Annotated in this window: 23 protein-coding genes; 10 read left to right on the forward strand and 13 right to left on the reverse strand. The window is 31.7% G+C overall.

The genetic code is table 11. The features are described from left to right. Nucleotides 1-54 precede the first annotated feature (54 nt). Both GGR97_RS13475 and alaS read right to left on the reverse strand, forming a co-directional pair. Nucleotides 55-1,089 (reverse strand): helix-turn-helix domain-containing protein, encoded by a 1,035-nt coding sequence (locus GGR97_RS13475; protein ID WP_167899055.1) that lies wholly within the window; start codon nucleotides 1,087-1,089, stop codon nucleotides 55-57. A 196-nt stretch (nucleotides 1,090-1,285) separates the two neighbouring features. Further along, on the reverse strand, nucleotides 1,286-3,895 hold the full coding sequence (alaS, locus tag GGR97_RS13480; protein ID WP_167899056.1) for an alanine--tRNA ligase: 2,610 nt from the start codon (nucleotides 3,893-3,895) through the stop codon (nucleotides 1,286-1,288). A 125-nt stretch (nucleotides 3,896-4,020) separates the two neighbouring features. Between alaS and GGR97_RS13485 the strand changes: the two genes are divergently transcribed. From GGR97_RS13485 to GGR97_RS13525, 9 genes are all read left to right on the forward strand, one after another. Further along, entirely contained in the window at nucleotides 4,021-4,992 is a 972-nt protein-coding gene (locus tag GGR97_RS13485; protein WP_167899057.1) for a M23 family metallopeptidase, read from the forward strand. After that, nucleotides 4,992-5,321 carry a MerR family transcriptional regulator gene (locus GGR97_RS13490; protein ID WP_167899058.1) on the forward strand — a complete coding sequence of 110 codons (330 nt, stop codon included), beginning with the start codon at nucleotides 4,992-4,994 and terminating at the stop codon, nucleotides 5,319-5,321. Before GGR97_RS13485 ends, GGR97_RS13490 begins: the two co-directional genes overlap by 1 nt. Before the next feature lie 72 nt (nucleotides 5,322-5,393). Continuing rightward, the gene (locus GGR97_RS13495) at nucleotides 5,394-5,972 is read left to right on the forward strand and encodes a LemA family protein (protein ID WP_167899059.1); all 579 of its coding nucleotides are present in this window, start codon (nucleotides 5,394-5,396) and stop codon (nucleotides 5,970-5,972) included. Between the two features lie 2 nt (nucleotides 5,973-5,974). Then, entirely contained in the window at nucleotides 5,975-6,409 is a 435-nt protein-coding gene (locus tag GGR97_RS13500) for a TPM domain-containing protein (protein ID WP_167899060.1), read from the forward strand. A gap of 4 nt (nucleotides 6,410-6,413) precedes the next feature. Next, nucleotides 6,414-7,115, forward strand: a complete 702-nt coding sequence (locus tag GGR97_RS13505) for a Bax inhibitor-1/YccA family protein (RefSeq protein ID WP_167899061.1) — start codon at nucleotides 6,414-6,416, stop codon at nucleotides 7,113-7,115. Nucleotides 7,116-7,121: 6 nt separating this feature from the next. Further along, on the forward strand, nucleotides 7,122-7,925 hold the full coding sequence (locus GGR97_RS13510) for a TPM domain-containing protein (protein ID WP_167899062.1): 804 nt from the start codon (nucleotides 7,122-7,124) through the stop codon (nucleotides 7,923-7,925). A 171-nt stretch (nucleotides 7,926-8,096) separates the two neighbouring features. Further along, nucleotides 8,097-9,764, forward strand: a complete 1,668-nt coding sequence (locus GGR97_RS13515) for a sensor histidine kinase (RefSeq protein WP_167899063.1) — start codon at nucleotides 8,097-8,099, stop codon at nucleotides 9,762-9,764. Continuing rightward, nucleotides 9,757-10,386: a response regulator gene (locus GGR97_RS13520; protein WP_167899064.1), complete on the forward strand. Its 630-nt coding sequence runs from the start codon at nucleotides 9,757-9,759 to the stop codon at nucleotides 10,384-10,386. Before GGR97_RS13515 ends, GGR97_RS13520 begins: the two co-directional genes overlap by 8 nt. Nucleotides 10,387-10,517: 131 nt before the next feature. After that, nucleotides 10,518-10,811, forward strand: a complete 294-nt coding sequence (locus tag GGR97_RS13525) for a hypothetical protein (RefSeq protein ID WP_167899065.1) — start codon at nucleotides 10,518-10,520, stop codon at nucleotides 10,809-10,811. Nucleotides 10,812-11,124: 313 nt separating this feature from the next. Here the strand turns inward: GGR97_RS13525 and GGR97_RS13535 are convergent, their stop codons facing one another. Continuing rightward, nucleotides 11,125-11,412 carry a rhodanese-like domain-containing protein gene (locus tag GGR97_RS13535; RefSeq protein ID WP_167899067.1) on the reverse strand — a complete coding sequence of 96 codons (288 nt, stop codon included), beginning with the start codon at nucleotides 11,410-11,412 and terminating at the stop codon, nucleotides 11,125-11,127. A gap of 141 nt (nucleotides 11,413-11,553) precedes the next feature. Here GGR97_RS13535 and era point away from each other — a divergent pair, with 141 nt between their 5' ends. Continuing rightward, nucleotides 11,554-12,435, forward strand: a complete 882-nt coding sequence (era, locus tag GGR97_RS13540) for a GTPase Era (protein WP_167899068.1) — start codon at nucleotides 11,554-11,556, stop codon at nucleotides 12,433-12,435. Nucleotides 12,436-12,469: 34 nt separating this feature from the next. Here the strand turns inward: era and GGR97_RS13545 are convergent, their stop codons facing one another. The 10 genes from GGR97_RS13545 to GGR97_RS13590 all read right to left on the reverse strand — a co-directional run bounded on the left by GGR97_RS13545 (nucleotide 12,470) and on the right by GGR97_RS13590 (nucleotide 21,990). Then, nucleotides 12,470-12,985, reverse strand: a complete 516-nt coding sequence (locus GGR97_RS13545; RefSeq protein ID WP_167899069.1) for a DinB family protein — start codon at nucleotides 12,983-12,985, stop codon at nucleotides 12,470-12,472. A 4-nt stretch (nucleotides 12,986-12,989) separates the two neighbouring features. Next, nucleotides 12,990-14,687 carry a gliding motility protein RemB gene (locus GGR97_RS13550; RefSeq protein WP_167899070.1) on the reverse strand — a complete coding sequence of 566 codons (1,698 nt, stop codon included), beginning with the start codon at nucleotides 14,685-14,687 and terminating at the stop codon, nucleotides 12,990-12,992. Further along, a complete protein-coding gene (locus tag GGR97_RS13555) occupies nucleotides 14,684-15,265 on the reverse strand; it encodes an acyltransferase (RefSeq protein WP_167899071.1) in 582 nt (193 codons plus the stop codon). Before GGR97_RS13555 ends, GGR97_RS13550 begins: the two co-directional genes overlap by 4 nt. Before the next feature lie 57 nt (nucleotides 15,266-15,322). Continuing rightward, nucleotides 15,323-16,237, reverse strand: coding sequence for a CPBP family intramembrane glutamic endopeptidase (locus tag GGR97_RS13560; RefSeq protein WP_167899072.1), 915 nt, complete (start codon nucleotides 16,235-16,237; stop codon nucleotides 15,323-15,325). Continuing rightward, on the reverse strand, nucleotides 16,219-17,253 hold the full coding sequence (locus GGR97_RS13565) for an o-succinylbenzoate synthase (RefSeq protein WP_167899073.1): 1,035 nt from the start codon (nucleotides 17,251-17,253) through the stop codon (nucleotides 16,219-16,221). Before GGR97_RS13565 ends, GGR97_RS13560 begins: the two co-directional genes overlap by 19 nt. Before the next feature lie 58 nt (nucleotides 17,254-17,311). Continuing rightward, complete coding sequence (locus tag GGR97_RS13570) at nucleotides 17,312-17,842, reverse strand: SRPBCC family protein (RefSeq protein WP_167899074.1); 531 nt, start codon at nucleotides 17,840-17,842, stop codon at nucleotides 17,312-17,314. Nucleotides 17,843-17,942: 100 nt separating this feature from the next. Continuing rightward, entirely contained in the window at nucleotides 17,943-18,830 is an 888-nt protein-coding gene (menA, locus tag GGR97_RS13575; RefSeq protein ID WP_167899075.1) for a 1,4-dihydroxy-2-naphthoate octaprenyltransferase, read from the reverse strand. Nucleotides 18,831-18,909: 79 nt separating this feature from the next. Then, nucleotides 18,910-19,698, reverse strand: a complete 789-nt coding sequence (locus GGR97_RS13580; RefSeq protein WP_167899076.1) for a (Fe-S)-binding protein — start codon at nucleotides 19,696-19,698, stop codon at nucleotides 18,910-18,912. Nucleotides 19,699-19,714: 16 nt separating this feature from the next. Further along, nucleotides 19,715-21,028 (reverse strand): 4Fe-4S dicluster domain-containing protein, encoded by a 1,314-nt coding sequence (locus tag GGR97_RS13585; protein WP_167899077.1) that lies wholly within the window; start codon nucleotides 21,026-21,028, stop codon nucleotides 19,715-19,717. Nucleotides 21,029-21,033: 5 nt separating this feature from the next. Further along, nucleotides 21,034-21,990, reverse strand: coding sequence for an MlaD family protein (locus GGR97_RS13590; RefSeq protein WP_167899078.1), 957 nt, complete (start codon nucleotides 21,988-21,990; stop codon nucleotides 21,034-21,036). Nucleotides 21,991-22,007 lie beyond the last annotated feature (17 nt).

Genomic DNA, 22,007 nt, shown 5'->3' on the forward strand with positions numbered 1-22,007 from the left:
ATTTTTGTGTATTTGTAGTTTTAAGTTCGTCCAAACTAATTGTATTGCACTAAATTAAACCTTATTTAGTTGAGTCTTCTTGTATTCAGACGGAGTTAAACCTTTGATTTTCTTAAACGTAGAATTAAAAGATGATTTAGAACTAAAACCAACATCCATGGCAATAGCCAAGAGTGTAAACTGATTAATTTGGTCGTTTTTTAACCTAATAATAAACTCTTCTACTCTATATTGATTGATGAGATCTTGAAAACTAATATTCATGTGAACATTTAAAATCTCCGAAATATATTGACGAGGAATATTTAATCTTTTTGAAAATTCATGAATCGATAATTGATTATTTAAATACAATTTTTCTATTTCCATTGCATGAATAATTTCAGCTTTGTATTTCTGAATTAACTCTGGATTAAGATTGGAGTTTTTATACTTATTCACTTTTATACCTGGAAGCAATTGATTGTCTTTGGTAATTAATTTAAAGGCTATAAAATAAAACAGAAACGCAACAATTAATAAAAGACTGGTGTTAAAATATTGATTACTTATAGTTATTGCTGTAGCGGGGTTTATTAATCCTATAATTTCATTTACTATTGAAAACGCAAACAATAACATAATAGGAATTGCAAAATAAAGAGCCCAATGTTTAATTTTGGTTGTAACTATGGAATAAATCATCAAGAATAAATAAACCGCAAAAGTTAGTTCTATTAGCGTTTCTACTATTTCTACTACTAAGTGATCGTATCCCATTTTTATTTCTATCGCTTCAACAATAAAATAGATAAGATTGGGAATAAAAAAAAGAGCATCCCTTTTAGAAAAAACCTCTTTCCCATTTTTATAATACCTAACAAAAAGAAATAAAAAAGTGATGAAAAGAGAATTATCAAAAAGAAACCAATCTGAATTTTTGATAAAAATATTATTCTCATCATCGCAAATAATATAAATTAAAATAGATAATAAACTTCCAAACAACAACCAAAAAGGAGTTTGTCTATATTTTTTTCTATTTACTAACAAAACAGAAAGCACAAAAACACCTTGTAGTAAAGCTATTATTTGAATGATTGTAAGCATTGTAATGTTGTTATTAACTTTAGGATTAAAACTTAAATTCTATGATTCTATACTTTGCTTTAAAACAACATCCCAATAACAGAAACCTTAGTTTTGTTATTGGGATGCTAGTTTTATTTATATTCTAAACCTCAAACCTTTGATTAGCTTTTGGCACCTTGGTAATCTAAAGGCAATAGCTAACAATTAACAGCTATTATAGGTATTCTTTTACTTTATCAATTGCCTCTGACAATCCTGCCGGATTTTTACCTCCCGCTGTTGCAAAGAACTTTTGTCCTCCACCACCTCCTTGAATCAATCGACCCAATTCGCGAACTATTTTACCAGCATCGTATCCTTTTTCTTCTACTAAATTTTTAGCAATGTAAGATGTTAATGTTGCTTTTCCATCATTTTCTGCTCCTGCAAAAAAGAATAAATTATCAACCTCTCCACCTAATTCATGCGCAATATCTTTAATAGCACCTGCATTCATATCTATTCTTGTTGCTAAGAAATTAATTCCGTTGATTTCTTGAATGCTAGATTTTAAATCTCCTTTAATATTCTTTGCTTTTTCTTTTAACAAAGATTCAATTTCTTTCTTTAAAGCTGCATTTTCATCTTGTAAAGAAGTAATTGCTTTTACGGGATCTTTAGCATTTTTTAAAGAACCTTTAACCGCTACCAACTCTTTATCTTGTTTTAAAAAGAAATCCATAGCAACAGTTCCTGTAATTGCTTCAATTCTACGAACTCCAGCAGCTACTGCCCCTTCTCCAGAAATTTTAAAATGCCAAATAGAACTTGTGTTTTCTACATGCGTACCTCCACACAATTCTTTAGAGTTTCCAAACTGAATCATACGAACCGTATCTCCATATTTTTCTCCAAACAAAGCCATAGCACCTTTGTCTATTGCTTGTTGCATTGGAATGTTTCTAAACTCTTGTAAGTCTAATTTTTCACGAATACGAGCATTTACAAATTCTTCTATTTCTTCTATTTGCTCTGCTGTTACTTTAGAAAAGTGAGAAAAATCGAAACGTAAATATTTAGCATTTACCAAAGAACCTTTTTGTTCTACATGTGTTCCTAAAACAGCTCTTAATGCTTGATGTAATAAGTGCGTTGCAGAGTGATTGTTATTAGACAATGCTCTGTTTTTAGCATCTACCACAGCTTTAAAAGTATCTGTAGGGTTTTTTGGTAAGTCTTTAGCTATGTGAATAATTAAGTTATTCTCTTTCTTGGTATCAATAATATGTAAAACATCACCATTACTAGCCTCTAGAAAACCTCTATCTCCTACTTGCCCTCCTCCTTCTGGATAAAAAGGAGTTAAGTTAAATACCAATTGGTACAACTCCCCGTCTTTTTTAGAGGTCACTTTACGGTATCTTGTAATTTTAACTTGAGTTTCTAAATAATCGTATCCTACAAACTCTTCTTCTGCATCTTCTTTTAAAATTACCCAATCATCCATATCCATTTCTGCTGCTGCTCTAGATCTGTTCTTTTGCTTTTGCAATGCAGCCTCAAACTCAGCTTCGTTTAATGAATATCCTTTTTCGCTTAAAATTAAAGCTGTTAAATCAATAGGAAAACCAAAAGTATCGTACAATTCAAATGCTTTATCTCCAGAAACTTCCTTTCCTTTTGTTCCTGCAATTACATTGTCTAACAATCCTAATCCTTGACCTAAGGTTCTTAAGAAAGATGCCTCTTCTTCTTTAATTACATTTTTCACCAATTGTTTTTGAGCGGTAATCTCTGGGAAATAATCTCCCATTTGATTACTCAACACATCTACCAATTGATAAATAAATGCTTCTTTTTGATTTAAGAAAGTAAATCCGTAACGAATAGCTCTTCTTAAAATTCTACGAATTACATATCCTGCTCCTGTGCTAGATGGTAATTGTCCATCTGCAATAGCAAAGGCAACCGCTCTTACGTGATCTGATATTACACGTAAAGCAATATCTATTTCTTCAGACTTTCCGTAAACAACTCCTGTTTTAGATTCTAATTCGTGAATTAATGGAGTAAATACATCTGTATCATAATTAGATTGAACCCCTTGTAATACCATACACAAGCGTTCAAATCCCATTCCTGTATCAATATGTTGGTTTGGTAAATTCTCTAAAGAACCATCTGCTTTTCTGTTGAACTGCATAAATACCAAGTTCCAAATCTCCACCACTTGTGGATGATCCATATTTACCAAATCAGCTCCTGGAGTTTTTGCCTTTTCTTCTGCAGAACGAATATCTACGTGAATTTCAGAACAAGGTCCACAAGGTCCTTGCGCTCCCATTTCCCAAAAGTTATCTTTTTTATTTCCTAATAAAATTCTATCCTCAGAAATATGTTTCTTCCACATATCGTAAGCTTCGGTGTCTTTTACCAAACCTTCAGACTCATCTCCTTCAAAAATAGTTACATATAAAATATCTTTATCTATTTTAAAAACTTCTGTTAACAATTCCCAAGACCAATCTATAGCCTCTTGTTTAAAGTAATCACCAAAAGACCAGTTTCCTAACATTTCAAACAAAGTATGGTGATAAGTATCTATACCTACTTCTTCTAAATCGTTGTGTTTTCCAGAAACTCTTAAACATTTTTGAGAGTCAGTAACCCTTGTATTTACAATTTTACGTTGCCCTAAAAAGTATTCTTTAAAAGGAACCATTCCTGCATTTACAAACATTAAAGTAGGATCGTCTTTTAAAACCATAGAGGCTGACGGTACTATTTTGTGTTGTTTTGATTCAAAAAACTCTAAAAACTTCTTTCTAATATCCTGAGACTTCATATTGTAAATTGGGTTAAGCAATCTATTTAAGTACCTTAATAAAACATTTTGTAGTTTTGTGCGTTGGTAACATTCAATTAAATTGCTTTTATTTAATTGGTCACAAAAATAGTTAAATTAGTTTCATGGCGAAAGCAAAATTTTATTACGATTCCGATACCTTATCTTATCAGCCTATTGAGAAGAATAAAAAGAGAATTCTAAGGAATACAATTCTTTATATTATGGCTATTTTACTGATTGGATTACTAGGTTTTGTTGCCTTTAGCACCATTTTAAAATCTCCATCTGAGCGCGCAACTTTAAGAGAATTAAACAATTTAAAGTTTAATTATGAACTTTTAGAAAAGCGAATGGGTGAATCTACCGCTATTTTAGAAGAAATTCAGCAACGTGATAACAACGTATATCGCATTATTTTTGAAGCCAAACCTATTTCCGAAGAAGAAAGAAGTGCTGGTTTTGGAGGTGTAAACAGATACAAAAACTTAGAAGGATATAAAAATAGTGACTTGGTAAAAGAAGCTACTCAAAAAATGGACATTTTAGCCAAACGTTTAGTAGTACAATCTAAATCTTTAGACGAAATTGTAAAATTGGCAAAAAACAAAGCAGAAATGTTAGCTTCTATTCCAGCCATACAACCTGTGGCTAATAAAGACTTAAAAAGAATGGCTTCTGGTTATGGTATGAGAATTCATCCAATATATAAAACTAGAAGAATGCACTGGGGAATGGATTTTTCTGCACCGCAAGGCTCTAATATTTATGCAACCGGAGATGGAGTTGTAAAATCTGCTAAAAAATCTAGAAAAGGATTTGGGAATCATATTGTGATTGATCATGGATTTGGATACGAAACCACCTATGCCCACATGAATAAGTTTTTTGTAAGAAGAGGTCAAAAAGTAAAACGTGGAGACTTAATTGGTTTGGTAGGTTCTACAGGATCTTCTACTGCACCACACTTGCATTACGAAGTAAAAAAAGGAAATCAGAAAATGAATCCTGTGTATTTTTATCATAATGATTTAACTCCGGAGGAATATGAGACCATGTTGATTTTATCTTCTCAAGAAAATCAATCTTTAGACTAATGCATATAGAACTACCTAAAAAACGATATTATAAAATTGGTGAGGTTGCCAAAGCTTTTGGAGTGCCTATTACCATGATTCGTTATTGGGAACAAGAGTTTGAAATGATTAAGCCTAAAAAAAATAGTAAGGGCGATAGAATGTTTACAGAAGTAGATATTGAAAAACTAAAGCTTGTATATCATTTAGCAAAAGAACAGGGCTATTCTTTAGAAGGTGTTCGTAAAAAATTACGAGATCAGCCTAAAAAAACCATTACCACCATTACCACCATTAACCGCTTAGAAGCGATTAAAACAGAACTCTTAAAGATTAAGAATCAATTGTAAAAAGACATTCTGTCATATTACTACATTGGTATAGTTTATGTACTTTAGTACTTGTAATTATTAAATTATATCATGAAAAAAATTGTAAAGTATTTAGCTGTAATTGTTACAGCCATCACATTAAGTTCTTGCGGATACAACGGCATGGTTACAGCACAAGAAGCTGCAACAGGTCAATGGGCAAACGTAGAAAGTTCTTACCAACGTAGAGCAGATTTAATACCAAACTTGGTAGCTACTGTAAAAGGATATGCTAGCCATGAACAAGAAACATTAACTGGAGTAATTGAAGCCAGAGCCAAAGCAACCTCTGTAAAAATTGATGCTAGTAAATTAGATGCCAATAGCATTGCTAAATTTCAAGAAGCACAACAAGGATTAACAGGAGCGCTAAACAAATTAATGGTAGTTTCTGAAAGATATCCAGAATTAAAAGCTAGTCAGCAATTTATTGGATTACAATCTCAGTTAGAAGGAACAGAAAACAGAATAAACGTAGAACGTAATCGCTTTAACAACTTGGTAAAAGATTACAATACTATGATTAGAAAGTTTCCTAAAAACTTAACTGCAAGTATGTTTTCTTTTGAAAAGTTAGATTATTTTCAAGCAGATCCATCGAGCAGTAAAGCTCCTGAAGTAAAATTTTAAGCATGAGCAAACCTAGTTTTTTTACTAAAGAACAAGAAACACTAATTGTAAACGCAATTAAAGAAGCTGAAAAAAACACCTCTGGTGAAATTAGAGTTCATTTAGAACCTACGTTTGAAGGAGATGTTATGGACAGAGCTATAGCTGTGTTTAACGATTTAAAAATGCATGAAACCGAAGCAAGAAACGGAGTCTTGTTTTACGTTGCCACCGAAGCAAAACAATTTGTTATTTTAGGTGATGATGGTATTAACGATGTGGTTCCAACCAATTTTTGGGAAACCACAAAAGACAAAGTAATCAATCAATTTAAACAAGGACAATTTGCACAAGGTTTGGTTGATGGTATTCAAGAAGCAGGACAGCAATTAAAAACCTATTTTAAATACCAAAGTAACGATACCAACGAATTGTCAGACGAAATATCTAAAGGATAATATTATGAACCCATTTTCAATTGAATCTAGCACAGCAAAGGAAGCTGTCTTTATGAACAAAGTATACGCTTGGATGAGCGGTGCTTTATTAATTACTGCATTTGTAGCTTGGTGGGCTGCCACTACTCCAGCTTTTTTAGAAATTTTATATCCACCCCAAGGAGGTATTAACAAAATCCTTTTTTATGGTTTGATTGGTGCTGAACTAGGTTTGGTCGTTTGGTTATCGGCAAGAATCCAAAGCATGACGGCTGAAAGAGCTAGCTTACTGTTTATTTTATATTCCGTATTAAATGGATTAACCATGTCTACTATCTTTTTATTGTATACATCAGCTTCTATTTCTACTACCTTTTTTATTACAGCAGGTACGTTTGGAACTATGAGTTTTTATGGATACACCACTAAAAAAGATTTAACTAGCTGGGGGAACTTATTATTTATGGGATTAATTGGATTGATTATAGCAACTGTGGTAAACATGTTTCTACAATCTTCTGTAATGGCTTACATCTTAAATTATGTAGGTGTACTTGTATTTGTAGGATTAACCGCTTATGATACTCAAAAAATTAAAAGAATGGCTGGTCAGATGAACTCTGAGGAAGATGCTAAAAAAGGTGCCATTATGGGTGCTTTAACATTGTACTTAGACTTTATTAACCTATTCTTATACTTATTACGTTTATTCGGAGACAGAAAATAAAAACATATGTATAAACACATTACAAAGCTAGTCCTTGGACTGGCTTTTTTTTCAATATTAGTAGCAAACGCACAAGATCCTTTAGCTAAAAAAGAAACTAGCTTTAAGGGAGTGTATGATTATGCTAACATGCTTACCAAACAAGAAGCAAGCACATTAGCACAAAAACTAATTAGATATGCAGACACCACTTCTACACAAATTGCCATTGCAACCATTAACAGTTTAAATGGTAATGATATAGCTATGTTAGCTACAGAAAAAGCACATGAATGGGGAATTGGTCAAAAAGGAAAAGACAATGGAGTCTTTATTTTGGTTTCTAAAACCGATAGAAAAGTACACATTGCTACAGGTTACGGTGTAGAACACTTGCTAACTGACTATTTAAGTAAACAGATTATAACAGAGCTTATTACTCCAGCTTTTAAACAACAACAATATTACTACGGATTAAATAGTGCTGCAGATAGAATTATTAAAATTTTAGCAGGAGAATACAAAGCAAACCCTAAGAAAAAAACTTCTAAAGGAAAAGGAAATATTTTAATTCTTGTACTAATTGTAGGAGCTGTTATCTTTTTTATGAGTAGAGGAAACAATTCTGGAAAAGGAAATGGAGGCTCTAATAACAAAGGCGGTAAACTAGATTCTTCTGATATTTTTACAGCTATTTTACTAGGTAGTTTAGGAAGTAGTAGAGGATACCGAGGAGGTTCGTCTTCAGGTGGCTTTGGCGGAGGTTTTTCCGGTGGAGGTGGCTTTGGCGGCGGAGGCTTTGGTGGTGGTGGTGCCAGCGGAGGTTGGTAAACTACACTTAAACAACAATACAAAAGCTCTTTATCTCTCTAGATAAAGAGCTTTTTTTGTGACTTTTATTAAACGTTACTATCACAATTTTTAAACTGCATCTTCTAATAATAAACTCTAATTTATGTACATTCGTAACACTGTTTTTTACACCTCCCAATACATTAAACAATGAACATTAGAACTTGGATTATCATTATTATCAACTCATTACTATTTGTAGTTGTTATTTCTCTTTCCACCTCATTTTACAATCAGTTTGAAAAAACATTAGACGAAAAAATACTATCTCAATTAAGTTCTATTGAGCGACTAAAAAGAGTTCAGATAGAAAAGTACTTAGATGCTGAATGGAAACACTTTAAACTAAATGAATCTATAGACAATGGAATTAATTTTGATTTAAAGGATTTAGAGAAATTGTCTTATAAAATTAATGAATCTGGAATTTATGACTTTACTCCTATTTCTAAAGATGGAACTCTTTTAATTGGGTTGGTTATTGTTAAAAACAATGTTATTAAAAGCATAAAAACACTATCTAATAATTTTATACAGCAAATATTATTAGAACGTACAGGAATGGGGAAAAGTGGAGAAACCTATTTGGTTGGAACAGACTACAAATTAAGATCTACTTCTAGATTTTTCCCTAACAAAACTCCTTATAGCATCATAGCAAAAACCAAAAGTGTTCAAAACTCTTTTAAGAATGTTTTAAAAAATGGAATTTATAAAGATTATAGAGGAATTCCTGTTTATAGTGCTTATCACAACATTACTATTTCTAACATTCATTGGTCTATACTGTCGGAAATGGATGTTGATGAGGTTATGGAGCCTTTACAAAACATGCAAATTAAATTGCTAATTATTGCTTGTTCTATTCTAATTATAGCACTTTTATTAGGTGTTTATTTTACACAGTTTCTATCAAAACCTTTAAAAACAATGGAAACTCAACTGTTAGCCATGACAGATGGAAACTACAATGTAAATATTGGTGAAAAGACTCACTTTAGAGAAATTAACGATATTTTAAAAGCTTTAAACTCTTTAAAAGTATCCTTAACCAAAGCAATTAGTTTTTCTCATGAAGTTGGAGAAATGAAACTAGACAGTACTTATCAACCCAAAACAAGTGCCGATGTTTTAGGAAATTCGTTGGTTAAAATGAAAGATAAACTGGTAGAATATCAACAAAAAGTAGCTCAAGCAAATACCAACAAAAAAAGAATTTTAATAGAAGGACAAGAAACCGAACGTAAAAGATTGGCTCAAGAATTACATGATGGTATTGGTCCTTTATTAACCAGTCTTCGCTTTTTTGTAGAAAACATGAATATAGATATTGAGGAAAAAGAAAAAATGAAAGCCTTAATAGATCATACCATTGCAGAAATTAGAAGAATGACCTATGCACTAATGCCACCTTCTTTAATAGATTTTGGTGTAGGAGAAACGTTAAAAACATTTGTAAAATTAATTAAAAATACAACTCAAATAGATATAGATTTTAACAACTCTATTAAAGACAAAAAATCTAAAATTAATACCAACATTGCTATTTCTATTTTTAGAATTAGTCAAGAATTAATTAACAACAGTGTTAAACACGCAAACGCAAGTAAAATAAGAATTTCCATAACAGAATTTGACAACTACCTTTCTATTTATTATTTTGATGATGGTATTGGTTACGATACAGAAACTGTGAATTTAGGTTCTGGAATCATCAATATAAAAGAACGTGTAGAAATTTTAAATGGGTTGATTACTTTTGAATCTGAACCTGAAAACTCTAATGTAGAAATAGAAATTCCTTTAACTCATGAATAAAATCAATCTTATTGTAGCAGATGATCATCAATTATTTAGAGATGGATTAACTGCGCTGTTAAACAAACATCCTTTTTTAAATGTATTGGCCACTGTAGAAGATGGATTAGAGTTGATTAAAGTACTAAAACAAGGAACTTTACCAGATATTATCCTACTAGATTTATCTATGCCAAACATGAATGGTTTTGAAGTTTTAAAAACCATCAGAAAAAAATATGCTACCGTAAAAGCCATTGCCATTTCTATGCACGATGATGGAAACTACATTGCCAAATGTGCAGAATATGGAGCTTTTGGTTACCTATTAAAAAACACCGATGAAGATGAGGTTATTGATGCTATTAAACAAGTCCACAATGGCTCTAAATACTACAACCAAGACTTGTCTAAAAAAATGATAGACAGCATGGCAGAGGTAAGAAGTGTTAAAAACCTAACCAAAAAAGAAACAGAAATTTTAGATTTTTTATCTAGCGGATTAACCACCAAAGAAATTGCTTCTAAATTATATATTAGCACTAGAACTGTGGAAACCCACAGATCTAACATGTTAAAAAAACTAGAAGTAAAAAACACCGTAGAGTTAATTAACAAAGCCACTACTTTAAAGTTAATTTAGAATGTATCCGTAAAAACACGTAGTTTTTTATACGTAAAACCACCATAAAAAAATACCATATTTCTCATATTTCAAAACCCTCTTTTTGATTGTATTTTTATCATAAATAAATCAATAAAAGGAATAGTATTATGAAGAATTTAATTTGGGTTTTAGCAATTATGGTTGGAAGTAGTGTATGCGCTCAAAAGAAAAATGATTTGACGGGGCCAGAAGCAAAAAACTATAAACCTTGGCAACACAAAGCTAAAAGCACAACCGTAGTTAGCACCTCTAGTCAAAAAGATTTACAAGGTCCAGCGTATAAAAACTACAAACCTTGGAAAGACAACGCAGAACAAAAAAGTTATGCTATTGTTACAGACAACAGAAGAAACAACTTACAAGGACCAGCATACAAGAACTATAAGCCTTGGAAAAAATAGTGTTCTATACAACCTAAGAAAAAAAAGATAGATAGACACTAAAGGAATGGACGAACTTTTAGAAATGTATACCCGAAGAATAGATCCTGTGGAGCTTTTGTTACAAAAAACAAAATCTCCCGAAAGACGAATTCAATTAACAGAAAGATTACTTGAAATATATAGGGCTATATATGAGATAAAAAAAAGAATGTAACACACAGTATTCATTTAAACCAAAAAAATGATTTAAAAAAATTGAGGTTGGTAGTTAGTTAAAAAGCTTTCTGAGTATTTTCAGAAAGCTTTTTTTATATCTAAAGGCAACCTAAATCTATAGGTATTGATCTACATTTTCCCAAGGTCCTCCGTTAATAACATCTACACCATGTTGTTTTAAAAAATCTGTTGCCTGTTGGCTTCTTGCTCCACTTCTACAAACTGCAATAACTTGCTTACCATAATCTTTTACCACACTTACTTTTCCTGGTAAAGTTTGTAAAATAATGTGTTCAGAACCTGCAACATGTCCTTCTGCAAATTCTTCATTAGTTCTAACATCTAAAACTACAGCTCCATTCTTTAAATACTCCTGAATTTTCTCGTTATCAAATTGACTCATGATCTAAATTTTATTTATACCAACAAATTTACTAATTGTTTTAGTATCAACATAGCTTAATGCCGTACAAAATAATACTTTAACAAATACCTCTTTATTCTTAATATTGGTTTACGTAACTTTGCAGTTCAATTAACACACATGACACACAAAGCCGGTTTTGTAAATATTATTGGAAATCCTAATGTTGGGAAATCTACCTTAATGAATGCCTTTGTTGGAGAGAAGTTATCTATTATAACCTCAAAAGCACAAACGACTAGACACCGTATATTAGGAATCGTTAATGGAGATGACTACCAAATTATGTTTTCTGACACTCCAGGGATTATTAAGCCTGCCTACGAAATGCAAACTTCTATGATGGATTTTGTAAAATCTGCCTTTGAAGATGCCGATGTTTTAATCTATATGGTTGAAATTGGAGAGAAAGAATTAAAAGATGAAGCCTTCTTTAATAAAATTCAAAGCTCTAAAGTTCCTGTAATGTTGTTGATCAATAAAATTGACACTTCTAACCAAGAAGAAATTGAAGAAAAGTTAGCTTACTGGGAAGAAAAAGTTCCTAGAGCAAACGTGTATTTAATTTCGGCTTTGGAAAAATTTAATATAGAACCTGTTTTTGAAAAAATAAAGGAGCTTTTACCAGCTTCTCCAGCATTTTATCCTAAAGATCAGTTAACGGATAAGCCAGAACGTTTCTTTGTAAACGAAGCTATTCGCGAGAAAATATTATTAAACTATAAAAAGGAAATTCCTTATGCTGTTGAAATTGAAACAGAGGAATTTTTTGAAGAAGATAACATTATCCGTCTTCGTTCTATTATTATGGTAGAGCGTGAAACACAAAAAGGAATTATTATTGGTCACAAAGGAGCTGCTCTTAAAAAAGTAGGAATGGAGGCTAGAAAAGATTTAGAAATCTTTTTTGATAAAAAAGTTTTCTTAGAACTATATGTAAAAGTGAACAAAAACTGGAGATCTAACGACAGACAGTTAAAACGTTTTGGATATAAAGACTAAAAAAAAAAGCAACTCTTAAGAGTTGCTTTTTTTTTTATGCTATAAAGTAGTTCTCTTTTAAAAAAGAAACGTGATGTTTTACATGGCCAATGCAAATAAACCCAAAGATTAATGGACTCACATCAATACCTGTACATACTCCTGTTTTTAAAAACATTTCTTCTGTAAAGTTCTGAAACTGATATATTGTAGCTTTTCTAACTACTTTAAACTCTTCTAACAAATCTTCTACAGTTCTGTTTTTTACGTTCGTATTTTTAGCATATTTGTCTTCTTCAAAGCCTAACAACTCTTGTTGTTCTCCTCTAACCAATGCTAAGGCTCTATAAGCCATTATTCTTTCCGTATCAATTAAGTGTTGTAAAATATCTTTAGGAGTCCATTTACCTGGCTTATATTGATAATCTTGATTTTTAATAAAATCTGCTTTTAAAACTTCTAGTTCATTTTCTGTAGCCTTTAACTCCTCCACAACATCAATTCCATCAGCTATTAAATCGATGTATCGATCATAGAAAAAAGGCATTTCTTTAATTTGACTCTTATTCATACATTTAAAAATCTCTATAATTATTAAATAAATCTGCTTTTACTCCTACGGTAAACCATTGCGTATTTTCTGTATTAAAAGTAAAACCAGTAGACTCTGGTGCAATTCCAACTCTTGTGATAGCACTGTCTGAACTAAAGTTTCTTAACAAAACTGCTGAATATACTTTTAAATTGTTTGATGGATTTACCAAATAACTAACCTCTACATCTACATTTAAAATATCTGCTAAATTTCCTTGTTTATTTTTTTGGTTATAATCTTCACTTCTATTACCTGAATCTACAAAAATATTTCCTCCATAAGAAATCTGGTTAACATCATCCGCTACATCAAAATCAAATCCTTTTTGACCTAAGACTAATTTGGTATTTACTCCCCATCTATTTTTGTTATAACGAGCTATAAAAATAGCCTCCCAAAAGTTAGCTCCCCATAAATGCGCTAAAGACTGCCCAAAATGTGCATAATTATGTTGTTCTTCATGAGAATATGTAAAAGGCTTTACTTTATTGTATTCTGCTTGTAACATTAATCCTTCTACTTTAAAAGCATCAAAAAATTTGGCTCCAAGCTGTAACGCATATTTGTTTCCCCAATAACCATCTGATTTAAAGAATTCATCTGCAGAAAACTCATCTAACAAAAACTGAGAATACACATAATTGTTTTTTCCAATTTTTACTTTAGCATCCATACCAACTACTCCACTTCCAGCATCTTCCCCATTTGCAAATTCAATGTTTTTATAAAAAATAATTGGATTAAAATATTCTGCTTGCATAGAACCTGAAGTTCCTGAATTGTCTGATATAATTCCTTCAAAGAAACCAAGGTTCAACTCGGGAATTACATTCCAACTTAAATGATGAAAGACTCCATATTTTCTTTTATGTGCAGCATTGTTTGCAGGATCATTATCTATAGAAGAATTAAAATCTCGTAACCAAGTCCAAATGTTTGTATACTGTACCTTTCCTACAGTGGTAGTTAATTTTGCATAAGTACTAGGTGCTGCAACATCTGACAAAAACAAAGAGCGATATCCATCTCCTATAAAGTTTTGTCCGTGTCCAAATTGAACATTAAAAAACTTGTTAGGTGTATAAGAAATATAACCTGTAGAAATTCCATAATCAAACCCTGTTTCTCCAAAACCTTTAGCTTTTCCTCTACCTGGAATAATTCCAGCTCCATCTTCTGGTTGTTGAATTTTTATATACTCATAAATATATTGAGGAAATTTGGCTTGTGTTTCAAAAGCAGATGCTGAAAAAGATAGTTTTTTTCCTAACTGACCTTCTATTTTTAAAATTCTGGTATTATTAATAGTTGTACCAATGTTTCCGTTTTCTTTACCTATACCAACATCTAGCAAAGCATCTAAATTTACCCAATAATCGTTTCCTCTTATTTCAGCCAAATGTTCATTCCACAACTTTCTACCTCCCCAAGATTTTTTAGACTTAAACAAAGACGATTTGTAAGCATCTAAGCCTGCATCTTTGCTAACTACATTGTATATATATGGTTTTATAGACGTGTGACTATTTTCTGCCTCATAAATTCCTTTTTCAAACACACTGTAATTATTGTGATTAAAAGGAATTCTTAACTGACTTGAATGTTCTGGAAATTCTTGTTTTTCTTGTGCTTGAACAAATCCTGCACTTAAAATAATTATTGAAAGTAGTTTTTTCATAAGTTGATTCTTGATACTTTTCCGTTTTCTAGTTTATATTCTTGTAATGATTCTGAACAAACAGCAAAGCCATCAGCATCAAAATTTAATCTGTGACCATATTCACTTACCCATCCTATTTGTTTTGATGGATTTCCTACCACTAATGCATAAGGTAAAATTTCTTTGGTAACTACTGCTCCCGCACCAATCATAGCATATTCTCCAATAGAATTCCCACAAACAATAGTTGCATTTGCCCCTATACTTGCTCCTTTTTTAACTAAGGTTTCTTTATATTCATCTTTACGAACAACAGCACTACGTGGATTGATTACATTGGTAAACACCATAGAAGGACCTAAAAACACATCATCTTCGCAAGCCACCCCTGTGTATATAGAAACATTGTTTTGTACTTTAACATTACTCCCTAATTTTACAAAAGGAGAAACAACAACATTTTGTCCTATATTACATCTTTCTCCAATATCTGCATGAGACATAATGTGTGAAAAATGCCAAATTTTGGTTCCTTTTCCTATTCTACATCCATCATCCACTACAGATGTTTCATGTGCAAAGTATTCTTTAGTCATTCGTTAGTTTTGGTTTATTTTAAAAGTACAGAACAATTTAAAAAGAGACAATAATATTTAGAGTAGTTTTTCTTTCCAGTTGTTCCATTGATATTTTTTAGCAAAAAGAAAAAGTAAAAACGGATATAAAACAGCAATCAACAATAATTCTATTGCTAAATTAGGTTCCGAAAAATCTTTAAAAATCGCATAAGTCTGAAAAGCTGTCCAATCTGTAGTAATCAACAATGCGGTAATTAAATTATTAGCTGCATGAAAACCTAAAGACAACTCTATTCCCTCATCCATTAAAGTTATAATCCCCAACAACAAACCTGTTCCTATGTAAAAAACCATAATACCATTTCCTAATTTAGCAACCTCTGGGTTAGCAATATGCATCAATCCAAAAGTAACAGAAGTAACTAATAATGGGAACCAATTGGTTTTACTTATCCAACCTAAACCTTGCATTAAGTAACCTCTAAATACGTATTCTTCAAAACTTGTTTGGATAGGAATCATAATGATAGCTACACAAAAAAGAATGACAAATTTTACAGGTTTAAAGTTTAGTACAACCTCTTCCGGACTTAAAAACACTCCTAACAATATAATGACAGCACTTATAAAACCCCACAATAAAAAAGAAAACTGAATTCTTTTCACATCAATTTTAGGTCTACTTGTACTAAACAGAGACCAATTAAGTTTATGTATTTTAGTCACTACAAAATACAAAGCCAAAAGACCTCCTACAAAAGGTAACATCATGTAAATTAAACTTACATTGCTATCTAACAAGGTCATTAAATAAGTAAAATCTTCTATTCTAGAACCATCAGCTTCACCTGTATTTACTTTGGATGCGATTACTAAATTATAAGGTAAAGAGAACAAACCTGTAACAATTACTACAATTACAATTCCAGCAATATATAGTAACGGATGTGTTTTTCCTTTACCTGCTTGTGTTATATATTTATTTTCCATGCTTTGCTAGTATTGTATTGAATGTTTCCATGAACAACTTCTAGAGGACTCTGAATATTATTGGTATACAAACTTCCGGTTCCTAAACCTTGTGGCAATGTAACCCCCAAAGTATAGGTATACTGACTAATTGCATTTAACCCTATATTGCTCTCTAAGGCAGATGTGATCCAGTAAGGAATATTCTGTTTATTCGCTAAATCAATCCACTCATTACTTCCTTTAATTCCTCCAACCAAACTTGGTTTTAGAATAATGTACTGAGGGTTTATTTCTTCTATTATTTGTTGTTTGACTTCAGCATTAAAAACTCCAATCAACTCTTCATCTAAAGCAATAGGAACAGGAGTCTGCTTACACAATTCTTTCATGGCTTTTAACTGCCCATGTTTAATGGGTTGTTCTATTGAATGGATTTCTAAATTGGCCAAAGACTCTAACTTGGTTAGGGCATTTTCTGGAGTAAAAGCTCCATTAGCATCAACTCTTAAAGTAATTTCTTTTGATGAGTATTGATTTCTTATTGCTTTTAATAATTTAAGTTCTGTTTCAAAATCAATGGCACCAATTTTCATTTTTATAGTGGTGAATCCTGCTTTTAATTTTGATGCTATTTGCTCTTGCATAAAAGTTTCACTTCCCATCCAAACCAAACCGTTAATAGGAATACTTGCTTTTTTTTTGGTAAAATCCGATGGAAACAAATCAAAACCTGTAGTACTGCCTAAAGACAAAAAAGCCTGCTCCAATCCAAATTGGATGGATGGAAATTCTATTAATTGCACTAATAACTCCGAAAGTCCTAAATGAATATGATTACATGCCCAGACAAGTTTAGCTTCGTAATCTGGTCTATCATCAGCACTTAAGCCTCTAAACAATCCTGTTTCACCATAACCTATTTTTCCTTCATTTTCTAAAATGATAAAATAAGTTTCTTTGGTTCTTAACACTCCTCTTGAGGTTCCTGAGGCTTGCTTAAAATTTAAAATATATTTTTTATAGCTTGCTTTCATACACTAAAAAAACCTTTTGACTTTCATCAAAAGGCTTCTATTTTATTTGTTACTCTTCTTAGTTTTCTAAATTAGATTTTGCTGTGGTTAGACCCTTTGTAAAATCATCCCCTAAAATCTTGTCCATATCTACAAACATCATAAAAATGCTTTCTAAAAAACCAAGATTTCCATTGTATCCCCATATAACTTCTGTACCATTTGGCACGGATTTAAACTTTAAAAATCCTTGAGAGGTAGATTCAAAAGGTTCTTCAAATCTTAATTCAGATATAATTTCTTTATTTTGCTTAATATCTGTAATCTCTTGCTCACCAGTTCCCACTTCTTTGTGTGTAGAAACCCATCTGTGTACAGAACCTACAGTATTTCCTGCTCCTCTATATTCGTGAACAGTTTTAGGATCTCTTGCTTGCCAAGGAGAATATTCTTCCATGTTTTGCAAAGACAAAAAATAATCAAACACCACATCTACAGGTTTTTCTATAACTACAGAGCGTTGTACTGTTGTTTCTTTTGGAGCCATAATTCCTACAATGATAATGGCAACTATAATTACTACTGATCCGTATAGGAAAAACTTTTTCATAATATTCTTCTTTTAATTGTTAATCTAAGATAAAAAAATAATCTCTTTTTCTGTATTTAAACCTAGGCTTCCTGTTATTCTATTGATGAGATATAAAATTCTATAATAAACCTATTCCAAATAAAATAGCAAAGAGAAACGTACTTAACGCTACTTTTTTTAATTCTGGATCTAATACAGCTTCATTATTATGCATTACTACTTTTATGTGTTTTGCTAAAGGAATAAAAGCTACTAAAAATAAAAACTCTTGATAAGAACCGGTATTTAAAACAGTATAAGTTATAACAGTTAGCATTCCTCCAAAAATTAAAAAGTAATGATAAATTTTTGCTTTTTGCACCCCCAACTTAACTGCCAAAGTATTTTTATTGGCTAAAATATCCGAAGCTCTATCTCTCATATTGTTTAAATTTAGAACGGCTACACTAAACAATCCAATACTAATGGCTGGTAAAAAAGACAATACATCTACTTTTTGAATAAATAAGAATTCACAACCTACAACTCCTAACAATCCAAAAAACAAAAAGACAAATACATCTCCAAAACCAGAATAACCATATGCTTTTTTACCCATGGTATATTTAATTGCTGCTCCAATAGATGCCAATCCTAGCACGAAAAAAACAATAGAAAGCACAAAATTCTCACTACCAAAAGAAACATAAATTAAACCTATAGCAATAAGTAAGGTAATTAAAATGGTAATATAAATTCCTTTTAACATTTGCTGTGGGCTAATAGCACCACTTTGCAAAGCTCTCTGTGGCCCTACTCTATTTTCATTATCAGTTCCTTTTACACCATCACCGTAATCATTGGCAAAATTAGAAAGCACCTGAAAACCTACCGTGGTTAACAAAGCCAATGCACAAATATCCCAACGAAACATTCCTTTTGATGCCGCTAAAAAACTACCTACAATAATACCCGATAGCGATAAAGGCAAGGTTCTTAATCTTGCTGCTTGTATCCAATGTTTCATATTTTTAAACATAAAAAAAGTGACTATTCCACTTAAACAAGTACTGCATAGTCACTTTTATATTTTTTGATTTTTTTAATTACAATCCTAAAGCCTCTGCAACCAACTCGGCCACATCTTTTACTTGAACTTCAGCTTCTTTTTTCTTGTTTTTAATTCCGTCTGTTAACATGGTATTACAAAACGGACATCCTGTAGCAATTACATTAGGATTAGTTTCTAAGGCATCTTGAGTACGTAAATCATTTACATCCATTGTTCCTTTTTCTGGCTCTTTAAACATTTGAGCACCACCTGCACCACAACACAAAGAATCTTTTTTAGACCTTTTCATTTCTACCAAGTTAGTTCCTCCTAATGCTTTTAATAAAAACCTTGGAGCATCATATTCATTATTGGCTCTTCCTAAATAACAAGGATCGTGAAATGTAATAGTAGCTGCATCTAATTTTGCATTAGACAAATCTAACTCTCCATTCTCTACCAATTGTTGAATAAATTGAGTGTGATGAAAAACCTCATAGTTTCCTCCTAATTCTGGATACTCATTTTTAATTGTATTGAATGAGTGAGGGCAAGCTGTTACAATTTTTTTAACATTGTACATATTCATCACCTCTATGTTGGTTATGGCCTGCATTTGAAATAAGAATTCGTTTCCAGCTCTTTTAGCAGCATCACCACTAGAACTTTCTTCGGTTCCCAACACAGCAAAATTCACGTTAGCTTTGTTTAAAATTTTTACAAAAGCTCTTGTAATTTTTTTAGCTCTATCATCAAAACTTCCCGCAGAACCAACCCAAAATAAAATATCGGGTTCTTTTCCTTGAGCAAACAAATCTGCAATTACTGGAACTATTAAACTCATAATTTTTTGTTTGTATTTATTCTTCGTTTACCCAATTCAACCTATCCATTTGGCTATATGGCCAAGGAGCTCCGTTGTTTTCTACATTCTGCATCATAGCATTTAGCTCTTGTGGAGCTGCAGATTGTTCCATCACTAAATATTGTCTCATATCCATAATAATAGACAATGGATCAATATTTACAGGACATTCTTCTACACATGCATTACAACTTGTACAAGCCCAAATTTCTTCTTGAGTAATATAATCATCTCCTAACAACTGCTTTCCATCATCTTGAAAAGTTCCATTGTTAGCTTCTATATTTTTTCCTACCTCTTGCAAACGATCACGAGTTTTCATCATAATAGCTCTAGGTGATAATTCTTTCCCTGTTAAATTAGCTGGACACACAGAAGTACAACGTCCACATTCTGTACAGGTATAAGCATTCATTAATTGCACCCAGTTTAAATCGGTAACATCACTAGCTCCAAATTTTTCTGGTTCTCCTTCATCTTCGGCAGGAGCTGCATAAGGATCTGCATTGGGATCCATCATTAACTGTACCTCTTTAGTAACGTTCTTGTTATTAGAAAACTGTCCTTTAGCTTTTAAATTTGCGTAAAACGTATTTGGAAATGCTAATAAAATATGTAGGTGCTTAGAGTAGTATAAATAATTTAAGAATACTAAAATTCCTGTAATATGAATCCACCAAGAAACACGCTCTATTGTATGCAACCCTTCTGGTGATATTCCTGAAAACAATGGAGCTATAAATTGACTAACTATGTTCCCTATTCCTGCTGCTTGCAAATGTGCATCTGTAGCGTTCATGATTAAGAATAAAGACATTAAGACCATTTCAAAATAAAGAATAAAGTTTCCATCGTTCTTTGGCCAACCTGTCATTTCTTTATTTAAAAAACGTTTTATTTTAATTACATTTCTTCGAATCCAGAAAACTATTACAGCTACCAATACTAATAAAGCTAACACCTCAAAAGTACCAATTAAAAATCCATAGAATCCGTTACCAAGTATAGGTAAAAACAAACGGTGTGTTCCTAACAACCCGTCTAGAATTATTTCTAAAACCTCAACATTTATAATAATAAAACCGGCATATACAATAATATGCAACAATCCTGAAACAGGTCTTCTTACCATTTTAGATTGCCCTAAAGCAATGCGTGCCATGTTTGCCCATCTTTCAGATTTCTGATCTGATCTATCTACATCTTTCCCTAGTTTAATGTTACGAATTATTCGTTTTACATTACCTACAAAAAAATAAACTCCAGCCACTAATAATAGGGCAAAAATAAGGTTTGGAATATATTGCATAATTCTTATTTATCAGTGTTTTCTTTATAAGGCTTTTCTTTTTTTCCAAATAAAGAAAAGTGAACAAATCTTTTAGGATGCTCTTTCATGTCTCTTAACAACTCCTCTAATTCTTTGCTAGCAGCTTCTAGGTTATTATAAAGACTTTCGTCTTTAGCTAACTTTCCAATGGTTCCGTTTCCTGCTTGAATTCCAGCAGTAATACTATCTAAACTTGCAGCAGTATTGTTAATCTTTTTAGAGATTGATAAAATTTTAACTTGAGCTAAAGAATCAGAAAACACTTTTAAATTTTGTGTAGTCGCATTCATACTTTTTAAAGTAGCATCTAAGTTTTTTTCGTTTTTAGAAATTACATGATCAATTGTTGCAGATGTGTTTTTTAAAGTCCCTAAAATCTGATTGATGTTTTCTATACTTTGTTGCATATCAACAATCATATCATCACTTAACAAAACATTTACACTATGCGCTACAGAATCTATATTGGTAATAGCACTTTCTATTTTAGACTGTAATGGATTTAATTTATTGGTTAAAGAAGAAAGCATGTCTGACTCTACTTCTCCTTTAATAAAATCTCCAGGTTCTGCAAATTCTCCATCATAAGCAGGTACAATTGCTAAGGATTTTCCTCCCATTAAACCTGCACTGTATATTTTGGCGATACTTTTTTTAGAAAACGAAAAATCTTCTTTAATGGTAAATTCTACAACCAATTCTCCTTTTTTTGCGGGATCCTTGCTAAAGTAAATATCAATCACCGATCCAACAGCAAAACCATTTACGGTAACTGGACTCGATTTTCTTAAACCGTTGATGTTTTGATACGTCGTATAATAACTACTTAAACCTCCTTTTAACAAGTTCTTACCTTTAAGGTAACTAAATCCCCAGTAAAAAAGACCTAACACTAGTAAAGCAACGATTCCTGCCTTAAATTCTTTTGAAATTTTTATCATGGAACGAAAATACAAAA

Source organism: Wenyingzhuangia aestuarii, from assembly GCF_011927765.1.
Lineage (GTDB): Bacteria > Bacteroidota > Bacteroidia > Flavobacteriales > Flavobacteriaceae > Wenyingzhuangia > Wenyingzhuangia aestuarii.